Here is a 25,875-nt window from a genome sequence, read left to right as displayed (position 1 = left end):
ACCGTCTCCTCAGGTGTCCGCCTTGTCGGTCAGCGACAACGCTGCGTCGGCAATGACTGCGGGTGAAAGTACAAGCTCGAATGCGTTGATCTCGAAGTAACTGAGTGACTTTCCATCGTCGGCCAACTCGAGCCGGCTGCTCACAAGGCCGGCGTCTTCGAGTTTCTTCAAGTGCAGATGCAATAGCGGACGGCTGATGCCGACGTCCCGCGCCAGTTGACTGACATAGTTGCGCCCCCCGGTCTGCAGGTTTGCAAGAATTCTCAGCCGGTGCGGGTTGTCGAGCGCCGACAGCAGTGCCAGCAATCGATCGCCTGCCGTCATCACTCCCCTTCCCATGTGTAAGAAATATCTGACAGGTGTCGCCGTGTCAAGAAGTTTGCGTGGGAGAGAAGATCGAGGGAATGATGCGCCCGCCGAGAGGCACGAAGGCTCTCCTCGCGCAGGCTGACCTGCCGCCGCCAGGCCACCTACGTCGCCGAGGCGGTCCTTGTGGACGGATCGAGCGGGGGACGGCGCGCAGCCGCGCATGGAGCGACTGGCCGCACCAGCGCTGCACGCCTCCCCTCCCCGTTACGCTGCGCGTCTCACGTCAGCCACGCAGGCGCCCACGCTCACCCACGCAGCGCCGCTGCATGGTGCGCGATATGCTCGCCGATAAAGCTGGCGATGAAGTAGTAGCTGTGGTCGTAGCCCGGTTGCATGCGCACGGTTACCGGATAATCCGCCGCCTTGGCGGCCGCTTCGAACAGGCTGGTCTTCAGCTGATTATCGAGAAACTCGTCGGCATCGCCCTGATCGATCAACAATGGCAGGCGCTCCGATGCCTGCGCAACGAGCGCGGTGGCGTCGTAGGCCTTCCATGCCGCGCGATCCTCGCCCAGATAGTGCCCGAACGCCTTCTCGCCCCACGGCACCTGGCTGGGCGCCACGATGGGCGAAAACGCCGACACGCTGCGATAGCGCCCGGGATTCTTCAGCGCGATGGTCAGCGCACCATGCCCGCCCATCGAATGGCCGCTGATCGCACGCGCGCCGGTGGTGGCGAAATGCGCCTCGATCAGCGCCGGCAATTCGTTCACCACATAGTCGTACATGCGGTAATGCGCAGCCCACGGTTGCTGCGTGGCATCGACATAGAACCCAGCCCCCTTGCCGATGTCGTAGCCCTCGGCGTCGGCCACGTCCTCACCGCGCGGACTGGTGTCCGGCGCCACCAGGATCACGCCATGCTCGGCGGCATAGCGCTGTGCGCCGGCCTTGTTGATGAAATTCTGCTCGGTGCAGGTCAGGCCGCTCAGCCAGTACAGCACTGGCAACGGGCCGTCGGCAGCCTGCGGGGGCAGATACACGCCCACCTGCATGCTGCAACCCAGGCTCTGCGACTGATGCCGGTACACGTCTTGCCAGCCACCGAAGCAGGCACGATGTTCGATACGTTCCATGAAGATTCCTTACCAAGAGACGACCCTGCAGCCGCAGTACCGGCCGCAGGGTCTGACGATCAATGCAACAGACCCTTCTTGCGCGCAACGTGCGCCGACAGGGCATCCATCAACGCGGGCGACAGGCAGTCGTAAGGCGGCAGGCCCAATTCGGTCAACCGGGCGCGCACACCGTCCATCTGCTCCGGCGGCGTGCCGGTTTCGATGATGGACGAAACGAACGCGGCAAAACCCGGCGCCGACCAGCCCTGCTGCTTGGACAACTCGGTGTGCACGAAATCCAGGCCGTAGAACGCGTGGTCGGTGTTTTCGATCCGGCCATACAGATGCACGCCGCAACCGGTACACGCGTGACGCTGGATCGCCGCACTTTCGTCGACGATTTTCAGCTTCTCTTCGTGCGCCGTCACCTTGACGTTGTCGCGCGGCACCACCGCCACCACGGAGAACTTCGCGCCGTCCGGCTTCCAACATTTGCTGCAACCGCATGCATGGTTGTGCGCGGTCTGTGCAGACACCTCGACGGTCACCTTGTCACTGGCGCAGCGGCATTCGAGGGTGCCCCCTCGAAAGCCCTCTGCACCGCCTCGCGCAACGCCTCCATCTACCGAAGGATGAATCGACACGTTAGTCATCATGCCCCTCCCGGAGTCTCGGGTACCACGTGCGCGGAAGCGGCCGCGCGCCGCTCCTGGCCATGCGGTCAGAAATGGATCACGGTGCGGATCGATTTGCCCTCATGCATCAGGTCGAAGGCATGGTTGATCTCGTCCAGCGGCATGGTGTGGGTGATGAACGGATCCAGGTCGATCTCGCCGTTCATCGACTGCTCCACCATGCCCGGCAGTTGCGTGCGTCCCTTGACGCCACCGAAGGCGCTGCCGCGCCACACGCGCCCGGTCACCAGCTGGAACGGACGGGTGCTGATTTCCTGGCCGGCGCCGGCCACGCCGATGATGACGCTCTCGCCCCAGCCCTTGTGGCAACACTCCAGCGCCGAGCGCATCACGTTGACGTTGCCGATGCACTCGAAGCTGAAATCCACGCCGCCATCGGTCAGCTCGACGATGACTTCCTGGATCGGCTTGTCGTAGTCCTTGGGATTGATGCAATCGGTGGCGCCCATGCTGCGCGCCAGATCGAACTTGCCCGGGTTGGTGTCGATGGCCAGGATGCGCCCGGCCTTGGCCTGCACCGCGCCCTGGATCACCGCCAGACCGATGCCGCCCAGGCCGAACACCGCCACGCTTTCGCCGGGCTTGACCTTGGCGGTGTTGTGCACCGCGCCGATCCCGGTGGTGACACCGCAACCGAGCAGGCAGACCTTTTCCAGCGGCGCTTCCGGGTTCACCACCGCCAGCGAGATTTCCGGCACCACGGTGTATTCGCTGAAGGTGCTGCAGCCCATGTAGTGGTAGATCGGCTCGCCGTTGTAGGAGAAGCGCGTGGTGCCGTCCGGCATCAGACCCTTGCCCTGGGTGGCGCGCACCGCCTGGCACAGATTGGTCTTGCCGGACAGGCAGAACTTGCACTTGCGGCATTCGGCCGTGTACAGCGGAATGACGTGGTCGCCGACCTTGACGCTGGTGACGCCCTCGCCGACCTGCTCGACGATGCCGCCGCCTTCGTGACCGAGCACGGACGGAAAGATGCCTTCCGGATCGTCACCGGACAGCGTGAAGGCATCGGTGTGGCAGACGCCGGTATGGGTGATGCGAACCAGCACTTCGCCGGCCTGCGGCGGAGCGACGTCGATCTCGACGATTTCCAGCGGCTTGCCGGGACCGAATGCGACTGCTGCACGGGATTTCATTGGAATAGCTCCTGACGAGGATGATCGGGAACGGCGCGGCGTGCGCCGGCCGTGTGGGAGTTCATTTGAGATAGGACCGCACCAGATCCAGCAGGTCCTGCACGCGCTCGGCGCGTTGCGCATCGGAAGCGGCGGCGTGCCCGAAGTCTTCGCGGATATGCGCTTCGAGTACCTGCGACATCAGCCCGTTGACGGCCCCGCGGATCGCAGCGATCTGCTGCAGCACCGGAGCGCAGTCTGCGCCCGCCTGCAATGCGCGTTCAAGTGCATCGCACTGTCCGCGCAGGCGGCGTACCCGTGCCAGGGCGCGTTTTTTTTCGAGCGGCGCATGCGGCATGGCGGCCCCCACCAAAATACTGGGGGGTAGTATAAACGCGTGGGCCAAAAAAGCGATGCACCGATTCCGGTGAACCGGTCAATGCGTTTTTGCGCTGCAGCGCACACGAAGGCAGGCGCCCCGCCTGGCAGTTCGCATTCCGTCGTGGCGGCGATGCTGCCTGATCAAAGGCAGCGGCCCCTCAGCTCTCCACGGCCACCTGAGCGGCTCCCGCCGCGTGCGGGGGCGCACAGTCGGCCGCTGCGTGGTCGGGCAACGATGCCAGCACCGCGGCGCGAAAACGTGCCGCGAATGCGGCGTCGCTGCCCTGATAGAACGCGCGTGCGCCGGCAGACAAACGGTCCAGCTCCGCCTGCGGCATCGCCAGCGCGGTCTCCACTGCATGCGCGATGCCCGCCGCGTCGACGTAGTAGTACGACGCCAGACGGCGCTGGCGCACCGTACTCACCGGTATCATCACCCCATGCGCGGGCGTGACCAGTTCGTTCATCGGCTCGCCGTCGGTGGCCAGCGTCACCGCCCCCACGCTCAACGCTTCCATCAGGTAATGGCCGAACCCTTCCGCCTCGGAGGGGCAGATATGGAACAGATGCGCGTTCTGCAGGCGGCGCAGTTCGGCATCGTCGAGATAGCGGACCCGGTGATCGATGTTCGGCGCGACGATCGGCTTGCCGGCAGTGCGGGGATTCTGCACCACCGTCAGCAACGGCCACTCCGGGTGCCGCTGCCAGGTGTCGAGCAGCACACGCGTGCCCTTGGCGGTGCTGCGTCCGGCCAGATGAAAGAACGCGCGCTGGCGCGGCACCTGCGCGTCGTAGCGATCCGGGCTGGTGAAACCGATGTAGCGCGTGGCGCAGCCCAGGCTCTGGAAGATCCGCTCGGCATGCTGGGTCTTGCACAGTACCGCGTCGAACTTCGGCAGCAACGGCAACCACTTGGGCAGCAACCACTCCGGGTTGGGGACCAGCAGATTGCGTTGCCCCAGCGGCAGACAGCGCGCATACACCCGCTCGGAGAAGATCTGCAACGACACCCGCCCGAACAGCAGGCGACTGGCCCACAGGCGCGCCTCGCGCCCGGTGTCGTGCATCCGCTGGCTGGTGAAGCCGACTTCCTGCACCGGCACCCCGCCGGCACGCAGGGTCTGCGCCATCAGCACCATGTCGCGGGTCAGGCCCACGCCATTGTCGCGACTGATCACCCGCATCATCGGAAACGCCGCGTCATGCACGTCCAGGCCGGCGCTGCGGCCCGGCGGCGACGTCATCGTGTCCTGCGCATCGTTTCGTTCCATCATGTCGCATCGCATTTGTGTCAAAGGTTGACAAATTCCATCATTATGATGCGTGTTTCCGCCTGCAACAGCGACCACCATGCATCCGGCAACTTACCCTCCGCGCGCGGTCTGCGCGCCACCGACGACGCCCGCCGACATGCAGCATTCCCGCGTCCTCGTCGTCGACGACGACCCTGACCTGCGCAAACTGATCGGCGACTTCCTCGGCGCGCACGGCTACGAGGTGGAGGTGGCCGAGAGCGTGGCGCAGATGCGCCAGAGCATCGCACGGCGCCGCCCGGACCTCATCGTACTCGACGTGATGATGCCGGGAGAAGACGGGCTGAGCGCGGCCCGCAGCCTCGCCAGCGAGCGCGGCTCGCCGGCGGTGATCATGCTCAGCGCGCTGGGCAACGACACCGACCGCATCATCGGGCTGGAAGTGGGTGCCGACGACTACCTGGCCAAGCCCTGCAATCCGCGCGAACTGCTGGCGCGGGTCCGCGCCCTGCTGCGCCGCAGCCAGGCCAGTCACGAGCAGACCGACCACGGCGGCAATGTCTACGAATTCGCCGGCTGGCGGCTGGACGTGGTGCGGCGCGACCTGCGCGACCCCACCGGAATCTTCATCAACCTGTCCGACGGCGAATTCGCCTTGCTGCGCACCTTCGTCGAACACCCGCAACGGGTGCTCAGCCGCGATCAACTGCTGGACTACGCCCGCGGCCGCGATACCGACGTCTACGACCGCGCCATCGACAGCCAGATCAGCCGCCTGCGTCGCAAGATCAACGAGCGGGTCCATACCGAGTTGATTCGCACCGTACGCAACGAGGGCTACATGCTGTTGCCGAGCGTCACGCGCCTGTGAGCGCCCGCCCTCGTCGCGGGCTGTCGATCTTTGCCCGGACGTTCGTGTTGCTGGCGGTGGCCCTGCTCACCGCCCAGGGCATCGGCATCGCGCTGCTGGTCTTGCGTACCCCGGTCTACGAACCCCCGGTGCATCCGCCGGAGGTGGTGGCGCTGCTGTCCACGCGCATGCCGGCCGGCACGCGCACCCTGGCGGTACGGGACCGCGCGCAGGCACCGTCGCCGCCGGCCGACCAGGTGCGCGACCGCTTTGCGGAATTGCTGCTGGCGCACTGGCTGGATGTCGATCGGCAGCGCGTGCGCTTCTACCGCAGCGCCGACGCGCATGCTCCACGCGAAGAGACCACCCAGGACGAGACCACCCAGGACCGCGACGGACAAACCTTAGCCGGCGGCGGCGGCGCAGACATGCCGGGCGCACGCCTGGAGGCGCCGCGCGAGCGTGTCGCTGGCGCACCGTCGCTGACTGCCGCCCAGGGCAAGGACGGCGTGCTGGCCGATTGGGAAAGCGAACGCCTGACCCCAGGGGTGCCGCTGCTGGACGGCTTCACGGCCGCACTGCAACAGCCCGATGGAAGCTGGCGGACGGTGCAGTCGCCACGCCGCCAGCTATCGGCCGAGTTCAAGACCCATGTGGTGCTGCTGTTCCTGGCCGGGTTGCTGGTCAACGTGCCGCTGGCGTGGTGGTTTTCGCGCGCGCTGTCGGCGCCGATCCAGCGCTTTGCCGAAGCGGCCGACCGCCTGGGCCGCAACCCCGACGCTCCCGCCCTGCAACGCAGCGGACCGCCGGAAATCGTACGCGCCGCCGATTCGTTCAATGCCATGCAGGCGCGCCTGAACCGGCTGATCAACGAACGCACCCACATGGTCGCTGCGATCGCCCACGACCTGCGCACGCCGCTGGCCCGGCTATCGTTTCGCCTGGACGCCCTGCAGCCGCCGCTGCGCGAGAAGGCGTTGGCCGATCTGGAGGAAATGAAGGCGATGATCTCCGCGGCGCTGGATTTCATCCAGAACGATCGTCACCGCGGCGCACGTGCGCTGCTGGATCTACGCCTGCTGGTGGAAAGCGTGGTCGACAACGCTGCCGATGTCGGTGCGGACGCCGCCTTGCTGCCCGGCCCGGCGATCACCCTGGAAGGCGACCCGCTTGCCTTGCGGCGCGCGCTGATGAATCTGCTGGAGAACGCCTTGAAGTACGGCAGGCGCGCACGCCTGCAGTTGCGCCGCGACGGCGAGGACGGCGTGCTCTGGATCGACGACGACGGGCCGGGGATCGATCCTGCGCAACGCGATCAGTTGCTGCTGCCGTTCGTCCGCGGCGAATCCTCGCGCAACCGCGACACCGGCGGCATCGGCCTGGGCCTGTCGGTCGCGCACAGCATCGTGCTGGCGCATGGCGGCGACCTGCGCCTGGACAATCGCGTCGAAGGCGGCCTGCGGGTGACGGTACGCCTGCCGTGCATGCCGGAACGGCGCTGACGCGGTAGCCGTCCGCCCGTCGGCAGCCGGATTCGCCCCCTGCGGCATGTGGATCCGGGCGAGCCACGCTGCCGACCTGCGCTACCGACATCCGCAGCGCGGCGGGAACAGCCCGCACGCTCGCCTGCCAGCTTGCGTCGACGCGCCCGCCCCCGGTGACGCACAGTGCCGGGGCCAGCGCGCGCGCCGCCGCCGGCCGCACGGCTCAGTAGGCGAACTCGCGGAACACGCGATCGATATCGCCGTTCCAGGCACCGTGGTACAGCGCCAGCTTGCGTTCGGCGGCGGTGACGCCGCTGTCGGCGATCTCGGCGATCACGTCCAGGAACCCGGTCTCGTCCTGGCCGTCGCGATTCAGGCGCGCGCGTCGGCGCAAGCCCTCGCGGGCGATGTTCACCGCCTCTACCGCAAGGTCGCGCACCGTGCCGTTACGGAATGCCAGTCCCAGCGCATGCCTGGGCACGCCATCGCGCAGCGCATGCCGCTCGGAGGGGTTGAAGTTCTTGACCAGGTCCCAGGCCGCGTCCAGCGCGGTGTCGTCGTACAGCAGGCCCACCCAGAATGCCGACAGCGCACACAGCCGATTCCACGGGCCGGCATCGGCGCCGCGCATTTCCAGGTACTTCTTCAGGCGTACTTCCGGAAACGCCGTGGTCATGTGATCCGACCAGTCGCGCAGCGTCGGCAACGCGCCCGGTAGCGCCGGTAGCCTGCCTTGCATGAAATCGCGGAAGCTCTGCCCGCTGGCGTCGTGGTAGACGCCAGCGCGATACGAGAAATACATCGGCACATCGAGCAGATAGTCGACGTAGCGCTCGTAGCCGAAGCCGTCTTCGAACACGAAATCCAGCATGCCGGTGCGGTCGGCATCGGTGTCGGTCCAGATGTGCGAGCGGTAGCTGAGGTAGCCGTTGGGCTTGCCCTCGGTGAAGGGCGAATCGGCGAACAGCGCGGTGGCGATCGGCTGCAACGCCAGCGACACGCGGAACTTCTTGGCCATGTCCGCTTCGCTGGCGTAGTCCAGATTGACCTGCACCGTGCAGGTGCGCGTCATCATGTCCAGGCCGAGCGAGCCGACCTTGGGCATGTAGTTCTTCATGATCTGGTAGCGGCCCTTGGGCATCCACGGCATCTGATCGCGGCGCCATTTCGGCTGGAAGCCCATGCCCAGGAACCCGAGCTGCAACTCACCGGCCACCTGCGCCACTTCGTCCAGGTGGGTGCCGGTTTCCACGCAGGTGTGGTGGAGGGTTTCCACCGCTGCGCCGGACAGCTCCAACTGGCCGGCCGGCTCCAGCGTCACCGAGGCGCCGTCGCGCAGCAGCGCGATGGTGCGGCCGTTCTCCTGCACCGGTTCCCAGCCGAAGCGGGTCAGCCCGGTGAGCAGCGCCTCGATGCCACGCGCGCCCTCGAACGCGGGCGCACGCAGGTCGTCCAGCTGGAAGCCGAACTTCTCGTGCTCGGTGCCGATGCGCCACTGCGCGCGGGGCTTCTCGCCGGAGGCCAGCACCTGGACCAGTTCCGCGCGTTCGGTGATCGGCGTTTCGGCGACGTGGCTGGGACTCGACAAGGGCGGGCTCGCAAACGGAAGGGGTGGGACGATGTGGGGCTACTCCCCATCCACCGCAAGGCCCGCACTATACGCGCAGGGCATCGAAGAATTGCCGCCACCGGCCGGGTCTGAGATTTCCATCCATGCGCACCGCACCCAGTGGGCGGCGCACGGCTGCAGCTGGCGCCGCAGCAGCCACCGGCATCACTCGCCGGCAGGCGCTTCCACGTCCAGGCCCAGCCAGCCGCCGACAATGCCACGCAGCTCGTCCACGCCCTGGCGCGACTCGCCGGAGAAGGCCTGTACGGTCACGCTGTCGCCGAAGCGTGCAGCCAGTTCCTTCTTGACCTTCTGCAGGGTCTGCATCTGCTGGCCACGGCCGAGCTTGTCGGCCTTGGTCAGCAGCCCGTGCGCGGGAAGCCCGCGTTCGGCCGCATAGCCGAGCATCTGCAGGTCGTAGTCCTTGAGCGGGTGGCGGATGTCCATCACCACCACCAACCCGCGCAGCGCCTGGCGGGTGCGGAAATAGCGGTCGATGAAGGCCTGCCAGTGCGCCTGCAGGTCCTGCGGCACCTTGGCATAGCCATAACCGGGCAGATCCACCAGGTAGCGCTCGGGCTGGACCTGGAAGAACACCAACTGCTGGGTGCGGCCGGGGGTCTTGGACACGCGCGCCAGCGAATTCTGGCGGGTCAGCGCATTGAGCGCGCTGGATTTTCCGGCGTTGGAGCGGCCGGCGAAGGCCACCTCGTAGCCGCCATCGTCTGGCAATTGCCGGGCGTTGTGGGCGGACAGGTGGTAGCGGGCTTGTTCGATGAGAAGCGACATCCGCCTAGGATCGCACGTTCGGGCCCGGTGGTTTTGCTGCACTGTTCGTTGACCCTGGCGCAAAGCCATGTCGATAATCGAAGGACGCCTGCCATAGCCAGTACCCAACGCGCGCGGGCCGGGTCCATACGGAGCTTTAGCTGATGCGCCATGCTCGTGTGCTAGTCCTCGCCGCCCTCGCCGTGCCGGTCATCGCGGCCGTGGCGTTTGCGCAATCGGCGGTCACGCCGATCCCCGATCCGCCGCCGGTGCGCGTTGCGCCGCTGGAGGTGGACCTGTCCAAGACGACCTGGGGCGATGCCAAGGCCGGCCAGACCAAGGCGGCGGCCTGTGCCGCCTGCCATGGCCCGGACGGCAATCCGGCCGTGGCCATGTATCCGCGCATCGCCGGCCAGACCGAGCGCTACGTTGCGCATCAGGTGGCGCTGATCGCCAGTGGCGAGCGCAACACCGGCATGTCGGCGGTGATGGTGCCCTTCGTCAAGGACCTCACTGCGCAGGACATGCGCGATCTGGGCGCCTACTTCGCCACGCAGAAGTCCGCCGCCGGTGTGGCCGACGACGCGGCGATCGCCGAAGGCCCCTACCAGGGCATGAAGTTCTACGAGGTCGGCGAAAAGCTCTACCGCAGCGGCGACATCGCGCGCGGCGTGCCGGCCTGCATGGCCTGCCATGGGCCATCCGGCGCCGGCAACCCCGGCCCGGCATACCCGCGGCTGGGTGGCCAGCACGCCGAGTACGTGGCGCGGCGCCTGAAGGAATATCAGGCCGGCACCACCCAGCAGCGCGATCCGGCCCTGTTCAATATCATGGCGCAGGTGGCGCACCCGCTGACCGAGCAGGAGATCCAGGCACTGGCCAGTTACCTGCAAGGCCTGCACGACCGCGCCGACGACGCGGCCGCCGCCCAGGTCGCACCCGGCACCCCGGCACGCTCGTGAGCTAGGCTGCACCACCGCCGCGCCGCGTCACGACGCCGGTCCCGCGACCGGCGTCGTCGTTTTCCCGCCCTCCCCCCGCATCCCCACGGAGCCTGCATGAACCTGTTTTCCCGTCTGTCCCTGCTGCTGTTGATCCTGGTGCCGCTGGCGGCCTGTGCCGCCGACAACAAGGCGCCGCCGGTGGAAGGCGAGGATTACACCCTGATCGAAGGCGGCCAGCCGTATGCGCCGCTGGCCGGCAAGGTCGAGGTGGTGGAAGTGTTCGGCTACACCTGCCCGCACTGCGCGCACTTCGAACCGACGCTGGAAGCCTGGGCCGCCAAACAACCGTCCCATGTACGCTTCACCCCGGTACCGGCGGCGTTCGGCGGATTCTGGGACAGCTTCGCGCGCGCCTATTTCGCCGCCGACATCCTGGGCGTGGCCAAGCGCAGCCATCGCGCCATGTTCGACGCCATCCACGAAAAGCAGAGCGTGCCGACCCAGAACGTCTCCCCGGAGGAGCTGGCCGCGTTCTATGCCGACTATGGCGTACCGCAACAGCGCTTCGTGGACACCTTCAAGAGCGCGACGGTGGATGCCAGGCTCAAGGCCGCCCGCGAGTTCGCGCAGCGTAGCAAGCTGCCCGGCACGCCGGCGCTGATCGTCAACGGGCGCTACCTGATCGGCGCACGCAATTACCCGGACATGCTGAAGATTGCGGACTACCTGATCGCCCGCGAGCACGCGGCGCCTGCCAAGCGCTGAACCGCCTAACCGTTACCGACGGCCGCCCATGGCATCATGCGCCCCGCGGCCGTCCGGCCCTTTCTCGCCCCACGCTGGAGATCCAATCCGATGAAGAACCGCTTCGCCCTGACGCTGCTGGCGTTGCTGCCGATCCTGGTCGCCTGCAAGGCCCAGGACGGCTCGTCCGACACCGCGCCGGCCGCGACCACTCCGGCTGCCGACACCTCCACCGCGCCCGCGGCGACGCCTGCCGCCCCTGCGGCCACCGATCCGGCCGCCCCGCCCGCCGCCGACAGCGCCGCCACTCCAGCGCCGGCCGCACCCAGCGCCGCACCGCGCGCGCCCAACGGCCCGGAACCGGTGGCCGGCACCGACTACATCGACATCCAGGGCGGCCAGCCGTACCAGCAGGCCGCCGGGAAGATCGAGGTGGCCGAGATCTTCGGCTACGTCTGCCCGGCCTGTAATGCATTCCAGCCGCTGATCGGGCCGTGGAAGGCCGGCCTGCCGTCGGACGTGCATTTCGTCTATGTGCCGGCGATGTTCGGCGGCCCCTGGGACGACTACGCACGCGCGTTCTATGCGGCCGAGACCATGGGCGTGCAGGAAAAGACCCACGAGGCGCTGTACAAGGCCATCCATGTCGACCAGACCCTCAAGGGCGAGCGCGGCAGGGATTCGGTGCAGGACATCGCCGCCTTCTACGCCAAGTACGGCGTGGACCAGAAGGCCTTCCTCGACACCATGAGCAGCTTCGGCGTGTCGGCCAAGACCAACCGCGCCAAGCAGTTCGCTACCCGCAGCAGCATCACCGGCACTCCGTCGCTGATCGTCAACGGCAAGTATCTGGTCAAGGGCAAGAGTTTCCCGGACATGCTGCGCATCGCCGACCACCTGATCGCGCGCGAACGCGCCACGCTGGCCAAGTGAGCCGGGTACCCGCCGCATCGTGAACGCTTCGGACTCGCGCACCCTGCGGGTGCTGACCGCCAACATTCAGGCCGGCTCCAGCACCCGCCGTTACAGCGATTACGTGACCCGCAGCTGGTCGCACGCGTTGCCGCTGGGCAGCAAGCGCACCAGCCTGGACAGCATCGCCAAGCTCGCCGGCGACCGTGACATCGTTGGCCTGCAGGAGGCCGACCCGGGGAGCCTGCGCTCGGGTTTCACCAACCAGACCCACTATCTGGCCGAACGCGCCGGCTTCCATTACTGGAGCCACCAGCCCAATCGCCGCATGGGCGGGGTGGCCTCCAGCGCCAACGGCCTGCTGAGCAAGCTGGAACCGCTGGAAGTGCAGGACCACGCCCTGCCTGGCCGTATCGGCGGGCGCGGCATCCTGCTGGCCAAGTTCGGACAGGGCCGCGACGGCCTGGCGGTGGCGGTGGCGCATCTGTCGCTGGGCGCCAATTCGCGCATGGCGCAGCTGGCCTTCATCGCCGAATTGTTGTCCGAGCATCCCAATGTGATGCTGATGGGCGATTTCAACTGCGTGGCCGACCGCCCGGAAATGCAGGCGCTGTATCGCCATACCCGTCTGCAGCCGCCGGGCTGCGTGGTGCACACCTTCCCCAGTTGGCGACCGGACCGCGCCATCGACCACATCCTGGTCAGCGACAGCCTGGTGATCGAACACACCGAGGCCATTCCGGCCGCATTCTCCGATCACCTGGCGGTCGGCATGGACGTGCGCGTGCCACAGCAGTTGCTGCGCTAGCCGGCGCGAACTGCAGACCACTTCGCATTGGCGAACTCGACCGACGACGCAGCCTCGACAGCGCCTGTGGGATAACACGGGCAGTTCCATCGGAGGCATCGCACGTGTTACGCATCGTCAGTGCGCCGGCATGAGTGCATCGGACCCGCAGCCCTTGCCGGTGCGCACCTTGCGACCGGTGTTCCTGTTGGCAGGAACCGTGGTGTGCACCTTCGCGTTGCTGGTCTCGCTGTTCCCGCTCAAGGCCGGCAGCGTGCTGCTGGACGCGCAGACCTGGGCCTCGCGCAATGTGGGGTGGTATTACCTGCTGGCGATGACCCTGTACCTGGTGTTCGTGCTCGCCACGGCGCTCTCCAGCCACGGCAACATCAAGCTCGGCGCCGATCATGACGAGCCGGAATTCAGCTATCTCTCCTGGGCCGGCATGCTGTTCGCCGCAGGCATCAGCATCACGCTGTTCTTCTTCTGCGTGTCCGAACCGCTCACCCATTACCTGCAACCACCGCAGGGCGGCACCGGCAATGGCGAAGCGTCTGCGCGTCAGGCGATGCAGCTGGCGTTTCTGCACTGGGGGCTGCATGGCTGGGGCGTGTTCGCGCTGGCAGCCATGGCACTGGCGTACTTCGCCTTCCGGCACAACCTGCCGCTGGCGCTGCGCTCGGCGCTGTATCCACTGATCGGCAAGCGCATCAACGGGCCGATCGGCTATACCGTGGATGCGCTGGGCATCGTGGCCACCGTATTCGGCCTGGGCGCGGACATGGGCTTTGGCGTGCTGCACCTCAACGCAGGCTTGAGCACCCTGATGGAAATCCCGCACGCGCATTGGGTGCAGGTCGCCCTGATCGCGGCGATGATGGGCGCGGCGATCGTGGTGGCGGTGTCTGGCGTGGAGAAGGGCGTCCGCTGGATGTCGGACATCAACATGCTGCTGGCGATCGCGCTGCTGTTGTTCATGCTGTTCGCCGGGCCCACGCAGTACCTGCTCAACGCCTTGATGCAGAACCTGGGCGATTACCTCGGCAGCGTGGTCGGCAAGAGTTTCGACGTCTATGCCTATGGTGGGCGCGCCGACTGGCTTGGCAACTGGACGGTGTTCTACTGGGCCTGGTGGATCGGCTGGGCACCGTTCGTGGGACTGTTCATCGCGCGCATTTCGCGCGGGCGCACCATTCGCGAGTTCGTGCTGGGCGTGCTGCTGATACCGCTGGGTTTCACCCTGGCCTGGCTGTCGATCTTCGGCAACAGTGCGCTGGATCAGCTGCTGCATCACGGCCAGGCGGCCTGGGCGCAGCAGGCCGTCGATGCGCCGCAGACCGTGCTGTATTCGCTGCTGCAGAGCTACCCTTGGAGCCGCACGGTCATCACCGTGACGGTCGCCATCAGCTTCGTGTTCTTCGTGACCTCGGCCGATTCGGGAACCGTGGTGCTGTCCACGCTGTCGTCGCACGGCGGCGAGCCGCACGACGACGGCCCACGCTGGTTGCGCGTCTTCTGGGGCGTACTCACCGCCGTGGTCACTGGCGGTCTGTTGCTGGCCGGCAGCATGGATGCGCTCAAGTCGGCGGTGGTGTTGGCCTCGCTGCCGTTTTCTGCGGTGCTGCTGCTGATGGCCCTGGGGCTGTCGCGTGCGCTCAGCGAGGAATCGCAGCGCAAGCGCGCCCAGCTGTACAGCCCCAGCCCGCTGATCGGGCAATCGCGTCACCACGGCGGCTGGCGTCAGCGGCTGGGCCAGGCGATGCATTTCCCGGCGCGTGATGAGGTCTATCGTTTCATGCACGACCAGGTGCGCCCAGCCATCGAAGCGGTGGTTGCCCAGCTGCTGGAAGAAGGCTGGAAGGTCAGCAGCCGGCTCGACGATGGCGACATGGAGATCAGCGTCGATCATGGCGAGCAACAGGGCTTCCGCTACCAGGTGGTGATGCGTGGCTATCTCACGCCATCGTTCGCCGCCCAGCGCTTCCGCCATCAGCGCTACTACCGCGCCGAGGTATACCTGTACGAAGGCAGCCAGGACTACGACCTGGTCGGCTACAGCCGCGAGCAGATCATCAACGACATCATCGATCAATACGAGCGTCACCTGCAGTTCCTGCATCTCACCCGCTAAAGGTGCATCGCTGCGGCGAGCGTCCCACAGGAGGTTTGTCATGCCACGTTTCCCCGACCAGCTGCTCTACATCGGCGGCCGTTATGTTCCCGCCCGCGGCGGCCACACCTTCGAGGTGATCAACCCCGCGACCAGCGAGGTGCTGGCCAATGTGCACAACGCCGGCGCCGATGACCTGGAGGCGGCAGTGGATAGCGCCAAGGCCGGACAGCAGCGCTGGGCTGCGCTGACGACGGTGGAACGCTCGCGCATCCTGCTGCGCGCGGTGGCCTTGCTGCGCGAACGCAACGATGCCCTGGCCGAGCTGGAGACGCTCAACACCGGCAAGCCGGTGAGCGAAACCCGCAGCGTGGACGTGGTGACCGGCGCAGACGTGCTGGAGTACTACGCAGGCGTGGCGCAGGCGTTACAGGGCGCGCAGGTGCCGCTGCGCGAAGGCAGCTTCTTCTATACGCGACACGAGCCGCTGGGCGTGGTGGGCGCGATCGGCGCGTGGAACTATCCGATCCAGATCGCACTGTGGAAGGCGGCGCCGGCGCTGGCCGCAGGCAACGCCATGATCTTCAAGCCCAGCGAGGTGACCCCGCTCACCGCGTTGAAGCTCGCCGAACTGTTCACCGAAGCCGGCCTGCCCGATGGCGTGTTCAATGTGCTGCCTGGCGATGGTGCCAGTGTGGGGACCGCGCTGACCGAACATCCGCAGATCGAGAAGATCAGCTTCACCGGCGGCACCGCCACCGGCCGCAAGGTGATGGCCAGCGCGTCGAGTTCGTCGCTGAAGGAAGTCACCATGGAGTTGGGCGGCAAGTCGCCCTTGATCGTCTGCGCCGATGCCGACCTGGATCTGGCCGCAGACATCGCGATGATGGCCAATTTCTACAGCTCCGGGCAGGTCTGCACCAACGGCACCCGCGTGTTCGTGCCGCGCGCGCTGCGCAGCGCGTTGGAGGCACGGCTGCTCGCACGCGTGCAGCGCATCCATATCGGCGATCCGCTCGATCCGCGCACCACCTTTGGCCCGATGGTCAGCGCGGCACACATGCAACGGGTGCTGGAGCATATCGAACAGGGCAAGGCCGAAGGCGCACGTCTGCTGTGCGGTGGCGAGCGACTGCGCGATGGCGCGCTGGCGCACGGATGTTACGTGGCGCCGACCATCTTCAGCGACTGCACCGATGTGATGACGATCGTGCGCGAAGAGATCTTCGGGCCGGTCCTGAGCCTGCTCGCCTACGATGAAGAAGACGAGGCGGTGATGCGCGCCAATGCCACCACCTACGGGCTGGCAGCCGGCGTGGTCACGCCGGATCTGGCGCGTGCACACCGGCTGATCCATCGCCTGGAAGCGGGCATCTGCTGGGTCAACACCTGGGGCGAATCGCCAGCACCGATGCCGGTGGGAGGCTACAAGCAATCGGGCGTGGGCCGCGAGAACGGGCTGGCCACGCTGCAGGCCTACACACGCACCAAATCGGTCCAGATCGAACTGGAACGCTACGCGTCGGTGTTCTGACGACAGCCCGGCGGCGCCAGCGAGCGGCACGCGCGCGACCAGGCAAGACAACGAGCCACGCACAGGCGCGCGGCCATTGCCTCGATGACGACGCCTTCCGCATCCGCCACGCGCCAGGACCGCCACGTACTGCCATCGCATCAGGAGAACAGCATGCAACGCGAATACGACTACATCATCATCGGCGCCGGCTCGGCAGGCAACGTGCTGGCCGCGCGCCTGACCGAGGATCCGGGCGTGACCGTCCTCCTGCTGGAGGCGGGCGGGCCGGATTACCGGCTGGATTTCCGTACGCAGATGCCGGCAGCATTGGCCTTTCCATTGCAGGGCCGCCGCTACAACTGGGCCTACGAAACCGAGCCGGAACCTTACATGGACAACCGGCGCATGGAGTGCGGGCGCGGCAAAGGCCTGGGCGGCTCGTCGCTGATCAATGGCATGTGCTACATCCGCGGCAACGCCTTGGACTTCGACCATTGGGCCAAGCGTCCCGGTCTGGAGGACTGGAGCTACCGCGATGTGCTGCCGTATTTCCGCAAGGCGGAGACACGCGACATTGGTGCCAACGACTACCACGGCGGCGATGGTCCGGTCAGCGTGGCCACGCCGAACAACGACAACAATGTGTTGTTCCATGCCATGGTCGAGGCTGGGGTGCAGGCGGGTTATCCGCGCACCGACGATCTCAACGGCTACCAGCAGGAAGGCTTCGGTCCGATGGACCGCACGGTGACGCCACGCGGGCGCCGCGCCAGCACCGCGCGCGGCTATCTGGACATGGCCAGGCCGCGCGATGGCCTGCATATCGTCACCCATGCCACCACCGACCGCATCCTGTTCGCAGGCAAGCGCGCCATCGGCGTGCACTACCTGGTGGGCAACAGCAGCGAAGGCATCGATGCACATGCGCGTCGCGAAGTACTGGTGTGCGCCGGTGCGATCGCCTCGCCGCAACTGTTGCAACGCTCCGGCGTGGGTGCGCCAGATCTGCTACGCGCACTGGACGTGCAATTGGTACACGACCTGCCCGGCGTCGGCCAGAACCTGCAGGATCACCTCGAGGTCTACATCCAGTACGCCTGCACCAAGCCGGTATCGCTGTATCCGGCGCTGCAGTGGTGGAACCAGCCGGCCATCGGTGCGCAGTGGTTGTTCGCGGGTACCGGCATCGGCGCCAGCAACCAGTTCGAGGCCGGTGGCTTCATCCGCACGCGCGAAGAGTTCGACTGGCCCAACATCCAGTACCACTTCCTGCCGGTGGCGATCAATTACAACGGCAGCAATGCGGTGAAGGAGCACGGGTTCCAGGCGCACGTGGGCTCGATGCGCACGCCCAGCCGTGGACGCGTGCATGCCAGGTCGCGCGATCCGCGCCAGCATCCCTCCATCCTGTTCAACTACCAGTCCACCGATCAGGATTGGCAGGAGTTCCGCGACGCGATCCGCATCACCCGCGAGATCATCGCCCAGCCCGCGCTCGATCAATACCGCGGCCGCGAAATCAGCCCCAGCGCCGATTGCAAGACCGATGCCGAGCTGGACGCGTTCGTGCGTTCGCGCGCAGAAACCGCCTATCACCCATCTTGCTCCTGCGCGATGGGCACCGACGACATGGCCGTGGTGGATGGACAAGGCCGTGTGCACGGCATGGAGGGTTTGCGCGTGATCGATGCCTCGATCATGCCGCGCATCATCACCGGCAACCTCAACGCCACCACCATCATGATCGCCGAGAAGATCGCCGACCGCATGCGCGGCCGCACGCCGCTGCCGGGCAGCACGGCGGATTACTACGTGGCGGGCGATGCGCCTGTGCGCGGGTGATGCTAGAAAACGCGGTGCGCCACCCTGGGTCGGGTGCGCGCTGCCCTCACCAGAAAGTTTGCAGGTTGTTTGCTGAAAGCCCGTTTTTCCGATCTCGTTGCGTTGCGGAGTTAATCGAATGCGCCATTACCGAAAAACGCACGTCATGCGGTGCTTGCAGCCATGCACACCGACTAACTCGACTGGTCCTTGCCCGCCCACCGTCGCGGGACCTTACGCGGCATGGATGCCGCGTAAGAGCCTACACGGACGTACTTGCGGCGTGTCCCGCGAGGGTGGGCGGGCAAGGGCCGTGCAGCCAAGCCGCAGATCAGCCTCTCTCCGCTTTACGACCGACCCGACCTGATGGACTAGAACTTCAAGTCGACCCGCGCATACCAGAAGCGGCCACCGGGAATGTCGTAGGTGGACGCGTCATAGCCGTTGAGCGAGCATGACAGGCAGATCGGCGGATCCTTGTCGAACACGTTGTTCAACCCGGCGGTGAGCTGCAGGCCCTTGAGCCAGTCGATGCGGTAGCCCACCTGTGCATCGTGGTAGGTGATCGCATCCAGCCGATTGGTGCCTTCGGTCGGGTTGGAACACACCGCGAACTCGACGGCATCGCCGCAGCGCTCGGTGAGCTTGGAAATGTGGCGAGCCGTCCACGATGCGGTCCAGTTGCCCAGCGACCAGTCCAGCACTGCGTTGCTGGTCCACTCGGGAATGGCGCTGTCCACCACTTCGACGCCCGGCCCCTGCGGTTGCCGCTGCCCTGCTGCGCCCAAGGCTTCGTAGCGACCCACGAAGGTGTTCTGCCAGGAGAGCTTGAAACGGCCCAATGCGCTTTCCGGCAGGGTCCAGAACAGGTCCACGTCCCAACCGTCGGTCTTGATCGAGCCCAGGTTGGTCAGGCGGTTGTTGAAGGTATTGATGCCGCCGGTGGACGCGCGCCCGATGCCGTCGCAGTACAACGCATCCAGCGTGTCCACGCACAGGTCCAGTTGCGTCTGCGCATTGATCGCCTGGATCGCGCCATCCACGTGGTGGCGATAGAACGTCACCTCCATGTCCAGCCGATCCGACCAGCTGGCATTGCTGGCGAAACCCGGGCTGAAGACGAAGCCGGCGCTGAAGCTGCGCGAGCGCTCCGGATCCAGCTGCTCGTTGCCACCGGTGGTGACCGAGATCTGCTGGTTGGCCTGCTGGTACCCACCCGGCACGCCGAGCGCAGCGCAGTTGGCGGCGCTGCCCCGTGGCGCAGTGCCGCCCAGGCCGATCGAACACGGATCGGACAATTGCAGGTCGGCGCGTGCCGCCGAGCCGAACAGCTCGCCGATGGTCGGTGCACGGAAACCTTCGGCGTAGCTGGTGCGCAGCACCAGCTCGTCGGTCACCTGCCAGCGCAGGCCGTACTTGGGGGTGAACTCGCCGCCGAAGGTGGAATAGTCCGAATAGCGTCCGGCGATGTTCAGATCCAGCTTGTCGCCCAACGAAGAGTTGGCGAAGATCGGGATATTGAGTTCAAGATACGCTTCGTTGACGTCGTAACTGCCGGCCGTCGGCAACGACGGCACGCCGTTGTAGCGCCCGGCCACGGTGAGCGGATCGGGTTGATAGGAGCCTTCGTACTTGCGGTATTCGTAGCCGGTGGCGAACGAGACGGCGCCGCCGGGCAGCTGGAACAGCTCGCTGCTGAGGTTGGCGGTGAACAGGCTCAGTTCGTTCTGGCTGCGGTCGCGCACCACCGGCTGGATCCAGCGCAGCATGTCCGGCGTGATGCTGCCGGCGCCGCTGAAGATGTCCAGCGGCACGCAGCCGGCCACCGCCGCGCAGGCGGCCGGATCGCCCAGCGCCAGATTGATGTTGTAGATGTTGTAACTGCCGTAGTTGGTCTGTTCGGCCTTGTTCTTGCTGTACATGCCGTTGACATCCCAGTACCAGGTGCGCGCGCCGCCTTCGAAGCTGCCCACCAGCCCGGTGCCGACATACTGCGTGTCCACCTGCTGCTCGTAGCGGCGCGGCCCGCCTTCCACCGGGCGTCGGCCGATCTGGATCAGATTGGTGGCCGAGTCCAGATCAAAGCCGAACGGATTGAAGGGATTGAGCGCCGAAATCCGGATGTTGTCGGCCAGCGGATTGCCGGTGCCGGCGTCGGGGCCGAGGAAGATCGGTTCCGGTGCGGCCTGATTGGTCGATTCGCGCCGGTTGCCCAGGGCCTTGACGTACCACTGCACATCGTCGGTGAAGTAGTAGCGGAACTGCGCGAACACGCCCTTGCGCTCGGACGGTGTCAGCAGCAGGTTCTGTTCGGCGAAGTTGTAACGGTCGGCGGTACCGAAGCAATGGTAGTCGTCGCTGCGCGTACAGCCGGCGCTGCCGTCGTAGCGGGGCGTACCCACGCCGGCATTTGGGGTGAGGTTCTGGCGGACGCCGGTGGTGGGGTCGACGAACTGGAAGCGTCCGTCCGGCGTCGCCGAACTACCGAACGTCAGCCCGGTGCCGGGAATCGGGAAGCGCGATTGCGCGCGGTCGCGCGCGTAGATCGGATCCTGCTTCACGTAGCTGGCGCCGAGGAACAGGCTGAAGTCCTCGCCGCTGGTGCCCCAGGCCAGGTCCACGCCCTGGTTGGCACCGTCGCCCTTGCCGTACTGGCCGTAGTTGAGCGTGACCTGCGCACCGTCGAAGCTGCGCCGGGTGATGATGTTGACCACGCCGGCGATCGCATCGGAACCGTACAGCGAGGAAGCGCCGTCTTCGAGCACTTCGATGCGCTCGACGATGGCCAGCGGGATGGTGTTGAGGTCGGTCGAGGAGCCCACGCCCGAGGCGGAGGATTCATTGACCCAACGGATGCCATCGACCAGCACCAGCACACGCTTGGAGCCGAGATGGCGCAGATCCACCTGCGCCGAGCCCGCGCCCACGCCGCCGCCATCGGGCGGAAAGCCGAAGTTGCCGGAGGAATTGAATTTGGCATTGAGCGCCGAGCCGGACGCAGTGAGCTCCTGCAGCACTTCGCCGATCGAGGTCAGGCCGGTGCGCTCGATGTCGGCGCGATTGAGCGTCTGGATCGGCACCTGCCCTTGCAACTCGGCGGTCTTGATGCGGGTACCGGTGACCTGCACGCTGTCGAGCGTACGCGTGGCCGGCGCGGCTTCGGGCTGCTGCGCCCAGACGAGTGTGGGAATCAGGCACAGCGACAACTGCACGGCCAGGCGCGACCGCGTTGGGCAAATCAGACGCTTCATCCTTTCTCTCTCCGGAAGGATTTGGTAAGTGTCCGCACGCCCCCGTGCCCTGCGGTCCGCCCCGAGTTTTAAATGAAACCTTAACGCTCCGCAATCGGGCGATGCAGCACTGCGATGCGCGTCGCAGTCATGGTCGGGGTATCCCCGCCGTATTGAGGGGCGCAGGCCGCATGGATCCGCCCATCCGAGCGCAGCCTATGATCGATTGCAGCTCTGCCGTGCAACGCATGCGCTGCCGCCACCATCGCACGTTCACCCGGGCGCTCAGCCCTGCTTCGGTATCATCGCGCGATGACCTCCGCCCCCCGTTTCGCTTCTCTCGTCGCCGGCGTGCTGTGCCTGTGCGGCACCGCCCTGCACGCGCAGGATCTCGACCCGCAATTGAGCGCGATGCGCGATGCGCTCGCCGCCGCCGAGCGCGGCCAGTCCGATCCCGCACAGCTCACCGCCCTGAGCCGCCATCCGTTGTATGGCTGGCTGGAGTTCGCCACGCTCAAGCGCGGTATCGACAACGTATCCAACGCGCAGGCGCAGGGTTTCCTGCAACGTTACGCCGGCCAGCCGGTGGCGGAGAGCTTCCGCAGCGTCTGGCTGCCGGCGCTGGCGCGTCGGCAGGACTGGAATGCCCTGCTGGCCAACTGGAAGACCACCGACAACATCGGCCTGCGCTGCGCGCAGCTGACCGCGCGGCAGGCAACCGGCAAGCTGGATGCGCAGTGGAGCCGCGACGCGCTCACCCTGTGGCGCAACGGCAAGGCCTTGCCCGATGCCTGCGACCCGGTGCTCGCAACCCTGGAATCGCGCGGCGAGCTGACGCCTGCGCTGCGTTGGGAGCGCGTGGAGGCGGCCGCCGATGCGCAGCAGCCTGCGATCATGCGCACCGCCGCACGCGGTCTGCCGGCCGCCGATCTGGCGCTGGCCAACGACTACGCCGCGTTTCTCGACAAGGTCCACCCGCGTGCACTGGGCTGGCCCAAGAGCGAGCGCAGCCGCCGCATCGCTGTCGATGGGCTGGCCAAGCTGGCCAAGAGCGACCCGGACGTGGCCGAACAACAACTGCCGCAGTTCGCTGGTGCCCTGGATTTCAGCGAGGCGCAACGCGGGCAGGTGCTGTATCAGATCGCGCTGTGGACGGTGGCCTCGTACCTGCCGGATTCGGCACGGCGGCTCAACGCGGTACCCGACGCCGCTTACGACGAGCGCCTGCACGAATGGCGGGCGCGCGAGGCAATGGCGCGCGGCGACTGGCCGGCGGCGCTGGCCGCAATCCGCAAGATGCCGGCCACCCAGCGCGCCGATTCGCGCTGGCAATATTTCGAAGCGCGCCTGACCGAGAAGACCGGCTCGGCCGCAGCCGCACAACCGCTGTACCGCGCCGCCGCGCAGTCACCCACCTTCCATGGCTTCCTCGCCGCCGACCGCCTGCGCCAGCCGTACCGGATCTGCCCGTGGGAGCCCAAGGACAGCCCGCAGGCCAAGGCTGCAGTGGCGCGTGACCCGGCATTGACCCGTGCGATTGCGTTGTTCCAGATCGATCGCCCCGGTTGGGCGGTGGCCGAATGGAACGATGCCGCCAGCCGTTTCGACGACACCCAGCGTCGCCTGGCAGTGGAAGTGGCCAGCGACAACGGCTGGTTCGACCGCGCGGTGTTCGCGCTCGGCAAGCAACCGGACGAACAGCGCCTGTATGCGCTGCGCTTCCCGCTGCACCACGACGACAGCATCCGCCGCGAGGCTGCCAGGAATGCGATCGATCCGGCCTGGGTGGCGGCGGAGATTCGCGCCGAAAGCATCTTCAACCCGCGCGCGCGCTCGCCGGCCAACGCGATGGGCCTGATGCAGGTGTTGCCGGGCACCGGTGCGGCCGTGGCCAAGGGCATCGCCCTTCCCGGTTACGCGGGTGCGGCCAGCCTGTACGAGCCGGAGACCAATATCGCCATCGGCACCGCCTACCTGCGTCAGTTGCTCAACACCTACGGGCTGCCGTATCTCACCATTGCCGCTTACAACGCCGGGCCGGGCCCGACCGGCCGCTGGCAGTCGCAACGGCCGAACTTCGACCCGGATTTCTGGATCGAAACCATCAGCTACAAGGAAACGCGCGACTATGTCGCGCGCGTGCTGGCCTTCAGCGTGATCTACGACTGGCGACTCAACGGCGACATGCTGCCGCTGAGCGACCGCTTGATGGGCAAGCTGGTGGACAAGCGCCAGAAGCCGGTGTGCACGCCAGGCCAGGCGACCAATAACGCGGCGCAGGACTAAGCTCCCAATCAGCCGCCGAGCATTGCGGCCGGATGAGGTGATCGTGCTTGCGCGGTTGCGCGTGGTTGTCTTGGCCTGGGGCGCAAGCTAGGCGATGCCGCTCTGGTACTTGCCTTTCGTTCTCTCCTAAGCTTCGGGCTTTGAGGCTTCAGGCTCTGAGGCTCTGAGGCTCTGAGGCCAATCAAGATTTTCCGTCGTTGCGTTGTTCGGTGCATCGAAGGCTCGGGTCGTCGAGGGGCGCGATGCCCTCACCGCTTGCGGGACACGCCGTGAATCCGTCCCTGAAGGCTCGGTGGCGGCATCCGTGCCGCCACACGGTCCCGCAGCCGGCAAGGGCACCGCACCAGGATGTTGGTCGGTGGCCGCGTGAAAAGCTGTCTGTCGGCGACGTGCATTGGACGTTGAACCGGCGCATCAGTAGCCAACAATACGAAACACGCATAGCTCTTGACCACGCACACCGACCATCCCGACTGGTCCTTGCCCGCTCACCGTCGCGGGACCTTACGCGGCATGGATGCCGCGTAAGAGCCTACAGGGACGTACTTGCGGCGTGTCCTGCGATGGTGGGCGGGCAAGGGCCCTGCAGCCAAGCCGTGGATCAGTCGCCCTACGACGCGCGCAGCGCATCGGGCATCATGTGCGGATGAAGATCTATCTCGTTGGCGGCGCCGTCCGCGATGCCTTGCTCGGCCTGCCGGCCGGCGACCGCGACTGGGTGGTGGTCGGTGCCGATCAGGCGCAGATGCAGGCGCAGGGATTCAAACCGGTGGGCAAGGATTTCCCGGTATTCCTGCACCCACGCAGCGGCGAGGAATATGCACTGGCGCGCACCGAGCGCAAGTCCGGCCGCGGCTATCGCGGCTTCGTGGTGGACGCCGATCCCTCGGTAACGCTGGAAGAAGACCTGCTGCGCCGCGATTTCACCATCAATGCGATTGCCCGCGACGAGGACAGCGGTGCGTTGGTGGACCCGTATGGCGGTGCGCGCGATCTGCAGGCGCGCGTGCTGCGGCATGTGGGGCCGGCATTTATCGAAGATCCGGTGCGCGTGCTGCGTGCAGCACGCTTCATGGCGCGTTTTGCCGCACTCGGCTTCACGCTGGCACCGGAGACCGCGGCATTGATGCGCCAGATGGCAGCCAGTGACGAGTTGGACAGCCTGGTGCCGGAACGGGTCTGGCAGGAACTGCGCCGCGCGTTGACCTGCGCGCAACCATCGGCCTTCCTGCACACGCTGCACGACACCGATGCGCTGCGCGTGATCCTGCCGGAAATCGATGCGCTGTACGGCGTGCCGCAACGTGCGGAATTCCATCCGGAGGTCGACACCGGCATCCACCAGGAGATGGTCAGCGACATGGCCGCACGCCTGGCACCGGGCGATGCGCTGATCGGCTTCGCTGCGTTGACTCACGACCTGGGCAAGGCATTGACGCCGCCAGAGCAATGGCCGCGCCACCTCATGCACGAGCAGCGCGGCGTCGCGCCGTTGCAGGCGCTCTGCGAACGGCTCAAGGTGCCGCAGGACTACCGCCAGCTTGCCATCACCGCCTGCCGCGAGCATCTCAACGTGCATCGCCTGCCCGAACTGCGCAACAGCACCGTTCATGAATTACTGGTGCGCTGCGACGGTTTTCGTCGGCCCGAGCGCATCGCCCAACTGGCGCTGGTCTGCGAGGCCGACAAGCGTGGACGTTTGGGCAGCGAAGACGCCGCCTATCCCCAGGGCGAACAGCTCAGGCGACTGCATGCCGCCGCGCTCGCCATCAATGCACGCGATCTGGCGGCGACCGGATTGCAGGGGCCGCAGATCGGCGATGCATTGGCCAAGGCGCGTGTTGCCGCGATTGCGGCCCTGCGCAGCCGTGATGGGTAGCGCGGGCCAGGCGCAGTGAGCCGGCGTACACGCTGCACACTGCAGCGGCTGCAGTGCGCAGCCG

The 25,875-nt window shown here is 66.6% G+C and carries 19 protein-coding genes and 2 pseudogenes; 12 read left to right on the top strand and 9 right to left on the bottom strand.

Annotated features, from left to right (window positions below; genetic code table 11):
• Positions 1-9: 9 nt before the first annotated feature.
• The 6 genes from LL962_RS12895 to LL962_RS12870 all read right to left on the bottom strand — a co-directional run bounded on the left by LL962_RS12895 (position 10) and on the right by LL962_RS12870 (position 4,862).
• Positions 10-324 carry an ArsR/SmtB family transcription factor gene (locus LL962_RS12895; protein WP_228317176.1) on the bottom strand — a complete coding sequence of 105 codons (315 nt, stop codon included), beginning with the start codon at positions 322-324 and terminating at the stop codon, positions 10-12.
• Positions 325-614: 290 nt separating this feature from the next.
• The gene (gene fghA, locus LL962_RS12890; RefSeq protein ID WP_228317175.1) at positions 615-1,445 is read right to left on the bottom strand and encodes an S-formylglutathione hydrolase; all 831 of its coding nucleotides are present in this window, start codon (positions 1,443-1,445) and stop codon (positions 615-617) included.
• A gap of 59 nt (positions 1,446-1,504) precedes the next feature.
• Positions 1,505-2,080: an S-(hydroxymethyl)glutathione synthase gene (gfa, locus tag LL962_RS12885; RefSeq protein WP_228317196.1), complete on the bottom strand. Its 576-nt coding sequence runs from the start codon at positions 2,078-2,080 to the stop codon at positions 1,505-1,507.
• A 68-nt stretch (positions 2,081-2,148) separates the two neighbouring features.
• Entirely contained in the window at positions 2,149-3,258 is a 1,110-nt protein-coding gene (locus LL962_RS12880; RefSeq protein ID WP_104585699.1) for an S-(hydroxymethyl)glutathione dehydrogenase/class III alcohol dehydrogenase, read from the bottom strand.
• 61 nt (positions 3,259-3,319) lie between these two features.
• The gene (locus LL962_RS12875) at positions 3,320-3,595 is read right to left on the bottom strand and encodes a metal/formaldehyde-sensitive transcriptional repressor (RefSeq protein WP_104585701.1); all 276 of its coding nucleotides are present in this window, start codon (positions 3,593-3,595) and stop codon (positions 3,320-3,322) included.
• Between the two features lie 181 nt (positions 3,596-3,776).
• A complete protein-coding gene (locus LL962_RS12870) occupies positions 3,777-4,862 on the bottom strand; it encodes a glycosyltransferase (RefSeq protein ID WP_425478141.1) in 1,086 nt (361 codons plus the stop codon).
• A 166-nt stretch (positions 4,863-5,028) separates the two neighbouring features.
• Here LL962_RS12870 and LL962_RS12865 point away from each other — a divergent pair, with 166 nt between their 5' ends.
• From LL962_RS12865 to LL962_RS12860, 3 genes and pseudogenes are all read left to right on the top strand, one after another.
• Positions 5,029-5,742: a response regulator gene (locus tag LL962_RS12865; protein WP_104586443.1), complete on the top strand. Its 714-nt coding sequence runs from the start codon at positions 5,029-5,031 to the stop codon at positions 5,740-5,742.
• Positions 5,739-6,063, top strand: a pseudogene (locus LL962_RS21040) (two-component sensor histidine kinase); the annotation flags it as partial. The gene LL962_RS12865 and the pseudogene LL962_RS21040, both read left to right, overlap by 4 nt.
• Before the next feature lie 179 nt (positions 6,064-6,242).
• Positions 6,243-7,223, top strand: a pseudogene (locus LL962_RS12860) (ATP-binding protein); the annotation flags it as partial.
• 205 nt (positions 7,224-7,428) lie between these two features.
• Here LL962_RS12860 and LL962_RS12855 read toward each other — a convergent pair.
• Both LL962_RS12855 and yihA read right to left on the bottom strand, forming a co-directional pair.
• Positions 7,429-8,793, bottom strand: coding sequence for a glutamate--cysteine ligase (locus tag LL962_RS12855; RefSeq protein WP_228317173.1), 1,365 nt, complete (start codon positions 8,791-8,793; stop codon positions 7,429-7,431).
• A gap of 186 nt (positions 8,794-8,979) precedes the next feature.
• Positions 8,980-9,603 carry a ribosome biogenesis GTP-binding protein YihA/YsxC gene (gene yihA, locus LL962_RS12850; protein WP_228317172.1) on the bottom strand — a complete coding sequence of 208 codons (624 nt, stop codon included), beginning with the start codon at positions 9,601-9,603 and terminating at the stop codon, positions 8,980-8,982.
• A 143-nt stretch (positions 9,604-9,746) separates the two neighbouring features.
• Between yihA and LL962_RS12845 the strand changes: the two genes are divergently transcribed.
• The 7 genes from LL962_RS12845 to betA all read left to right on the top strand — a co-directional run bounded on the left by LL962_RS12845 (position 9,747) and on the right by betA (position 18,437).
• Positions 9,747-10,544: a c-type cytochrome gene (locus LL962_RS12845; RefSeq protein ID WP_167395204.1), complete on the top strand. Its 798-nt coding sequence runs from the start codon at positions 9,747-9,749 to the stop codon at positions 10,542-10,544.
• A 96-nt stretch (positions 10,545-10,640) separates the two neighbouring features.
• Complete coding sequence (locus LL962_RS12840; protein ID WP_228317171.1) at positions 10,641-11,291, top strand: thiol:disulfide interchange protein DsbA/DsbL; 651 nt, start codon at positions 10,641-10,643, stop codon at positions 11,289-11,291.
• A 90-nt stretch (positions 11,292-11,381) separates the two neighbouring features.
• Positions 11,382-12,203: a thiol:disulfide interchange protein DsbA/DsbL gene (locus LL962_RS12835; protein WP_228317170.1), complete on the top strand. Its 822-nt coding sequence runs from the start codon at positions 11,382-11,384 to the stop codon at positions 12,201-12,203.
• Between the two features lie 49 nt (positions 12,204-12,252).
• Complete coding sequence (locus LL962_RS12830; protein WP_104586446.1) at positions 12,253-12,990, top strand: endonuclease/exonuclease/phosphatase family protein; 738 nt, start codon at positions 12,253-12,255, stop codon at positions 12,988-12,990.
• A gap of 130 nt (positions 12,991-13,120) precedes the next feature.
• A complete protein-coding gene (gene betT, locus LL962_RS12825; RefSeq protein WP_228317169.1) occupies positions 13,121-15,100 on the top strand; it encodes a choline BCCT transporter BetT in 1,980 nt (659 codons plus the stop codon).
• A gap of 40 nt (positions 15,101-15,140) precedes the next feature.
• Entirely contained in the window at positions 15,141-16,613 is a 1,473-nt protein-coding gene (gene betB / locus LL962_RS12820) for a betaine-aldehyde dehydrogenase (protein WP_228317168.1), read from the top strand.
• Positions 16,614-16,766: 153 nt separating this feature from the next.
• The gene (gene betA / locus LL962_RS12815; protein WP_228317167.1) at positions 16,767-18,437 is read left to right on the top strand and encodes a choline dehydrogenase; all 1,671 of its coding nucleotides are present in this window, start codon (positions 16,767-16,769) and stop codon (positions 18,435-18,437) included.
• Positions 18,438-18,787: 350 nt separating this feature from the next.
• Here betA and LL962_RS12810 read toward each other — a convergent pair whose 3' ends face one another.
• Positions 18,788-21,667 (bottom strand): TonB-dependent receptor, encoded by a 2,880-nt coding sequence (locus LL962_RS12810; protein WP_228317166.1) that lies wholly within the window; start codon positions 21,665-21,667, stop codon positions 18,788-18,790.
• Between the two features lie 291 nt (positions 21,668-21,958).
• Here LL962_RS12810 and LL962_RS12805 point away from each other — a divergent pair, with 291 nt between their 5' ends.
• Together LL962_RS12805 and LL962_RS12800 are read left to right on the top strand one after the other, a co-directional pair.
• Complete coding sequence (locus LL962_RS12805) at positions 21,959-23,932, top strand: transglycosylase SLT domain-containing protein (protein ID WP_228317165.1); 1,974 nt, start codon at positions 21,959-21,961, stop codon at positions 23,930-23,932.
• Between the two features lie 646 nt (positions 23,933-24,578).
• Positions 24,579-25,811 carry a multifunctional CCA addition/repair protein gene (locus tag LL962_RS12800; protein WP_228317164.1) on the top strand — a complete coding sequence of 411 codons (1,233 nt, stop codon included), beginning with the start codon at positions 24,579-24,581 and terminating at the stop codon, positions 25,809-25,811.
• Positions 25,812-25,875 lie beyond the last annotated feature (64 nt).

The sequence above is a fragment of the Xanthomonas sp. NCPPB 1067 genome, from assembly GCF_020783795.1.
Taxonomy (GTDB): Bacteria; Pseudomonadota; Gammaproteobacteria; order Xanthomonadales; family Xanthomonadaceae; genus Xanthomonas; species Xanthomonas melonis.
The sequence above is the reverse complement of the archived record's forward strand: the minus strand, read 5'-3'. Positions and strand labels throughout refer to the sequence as shown.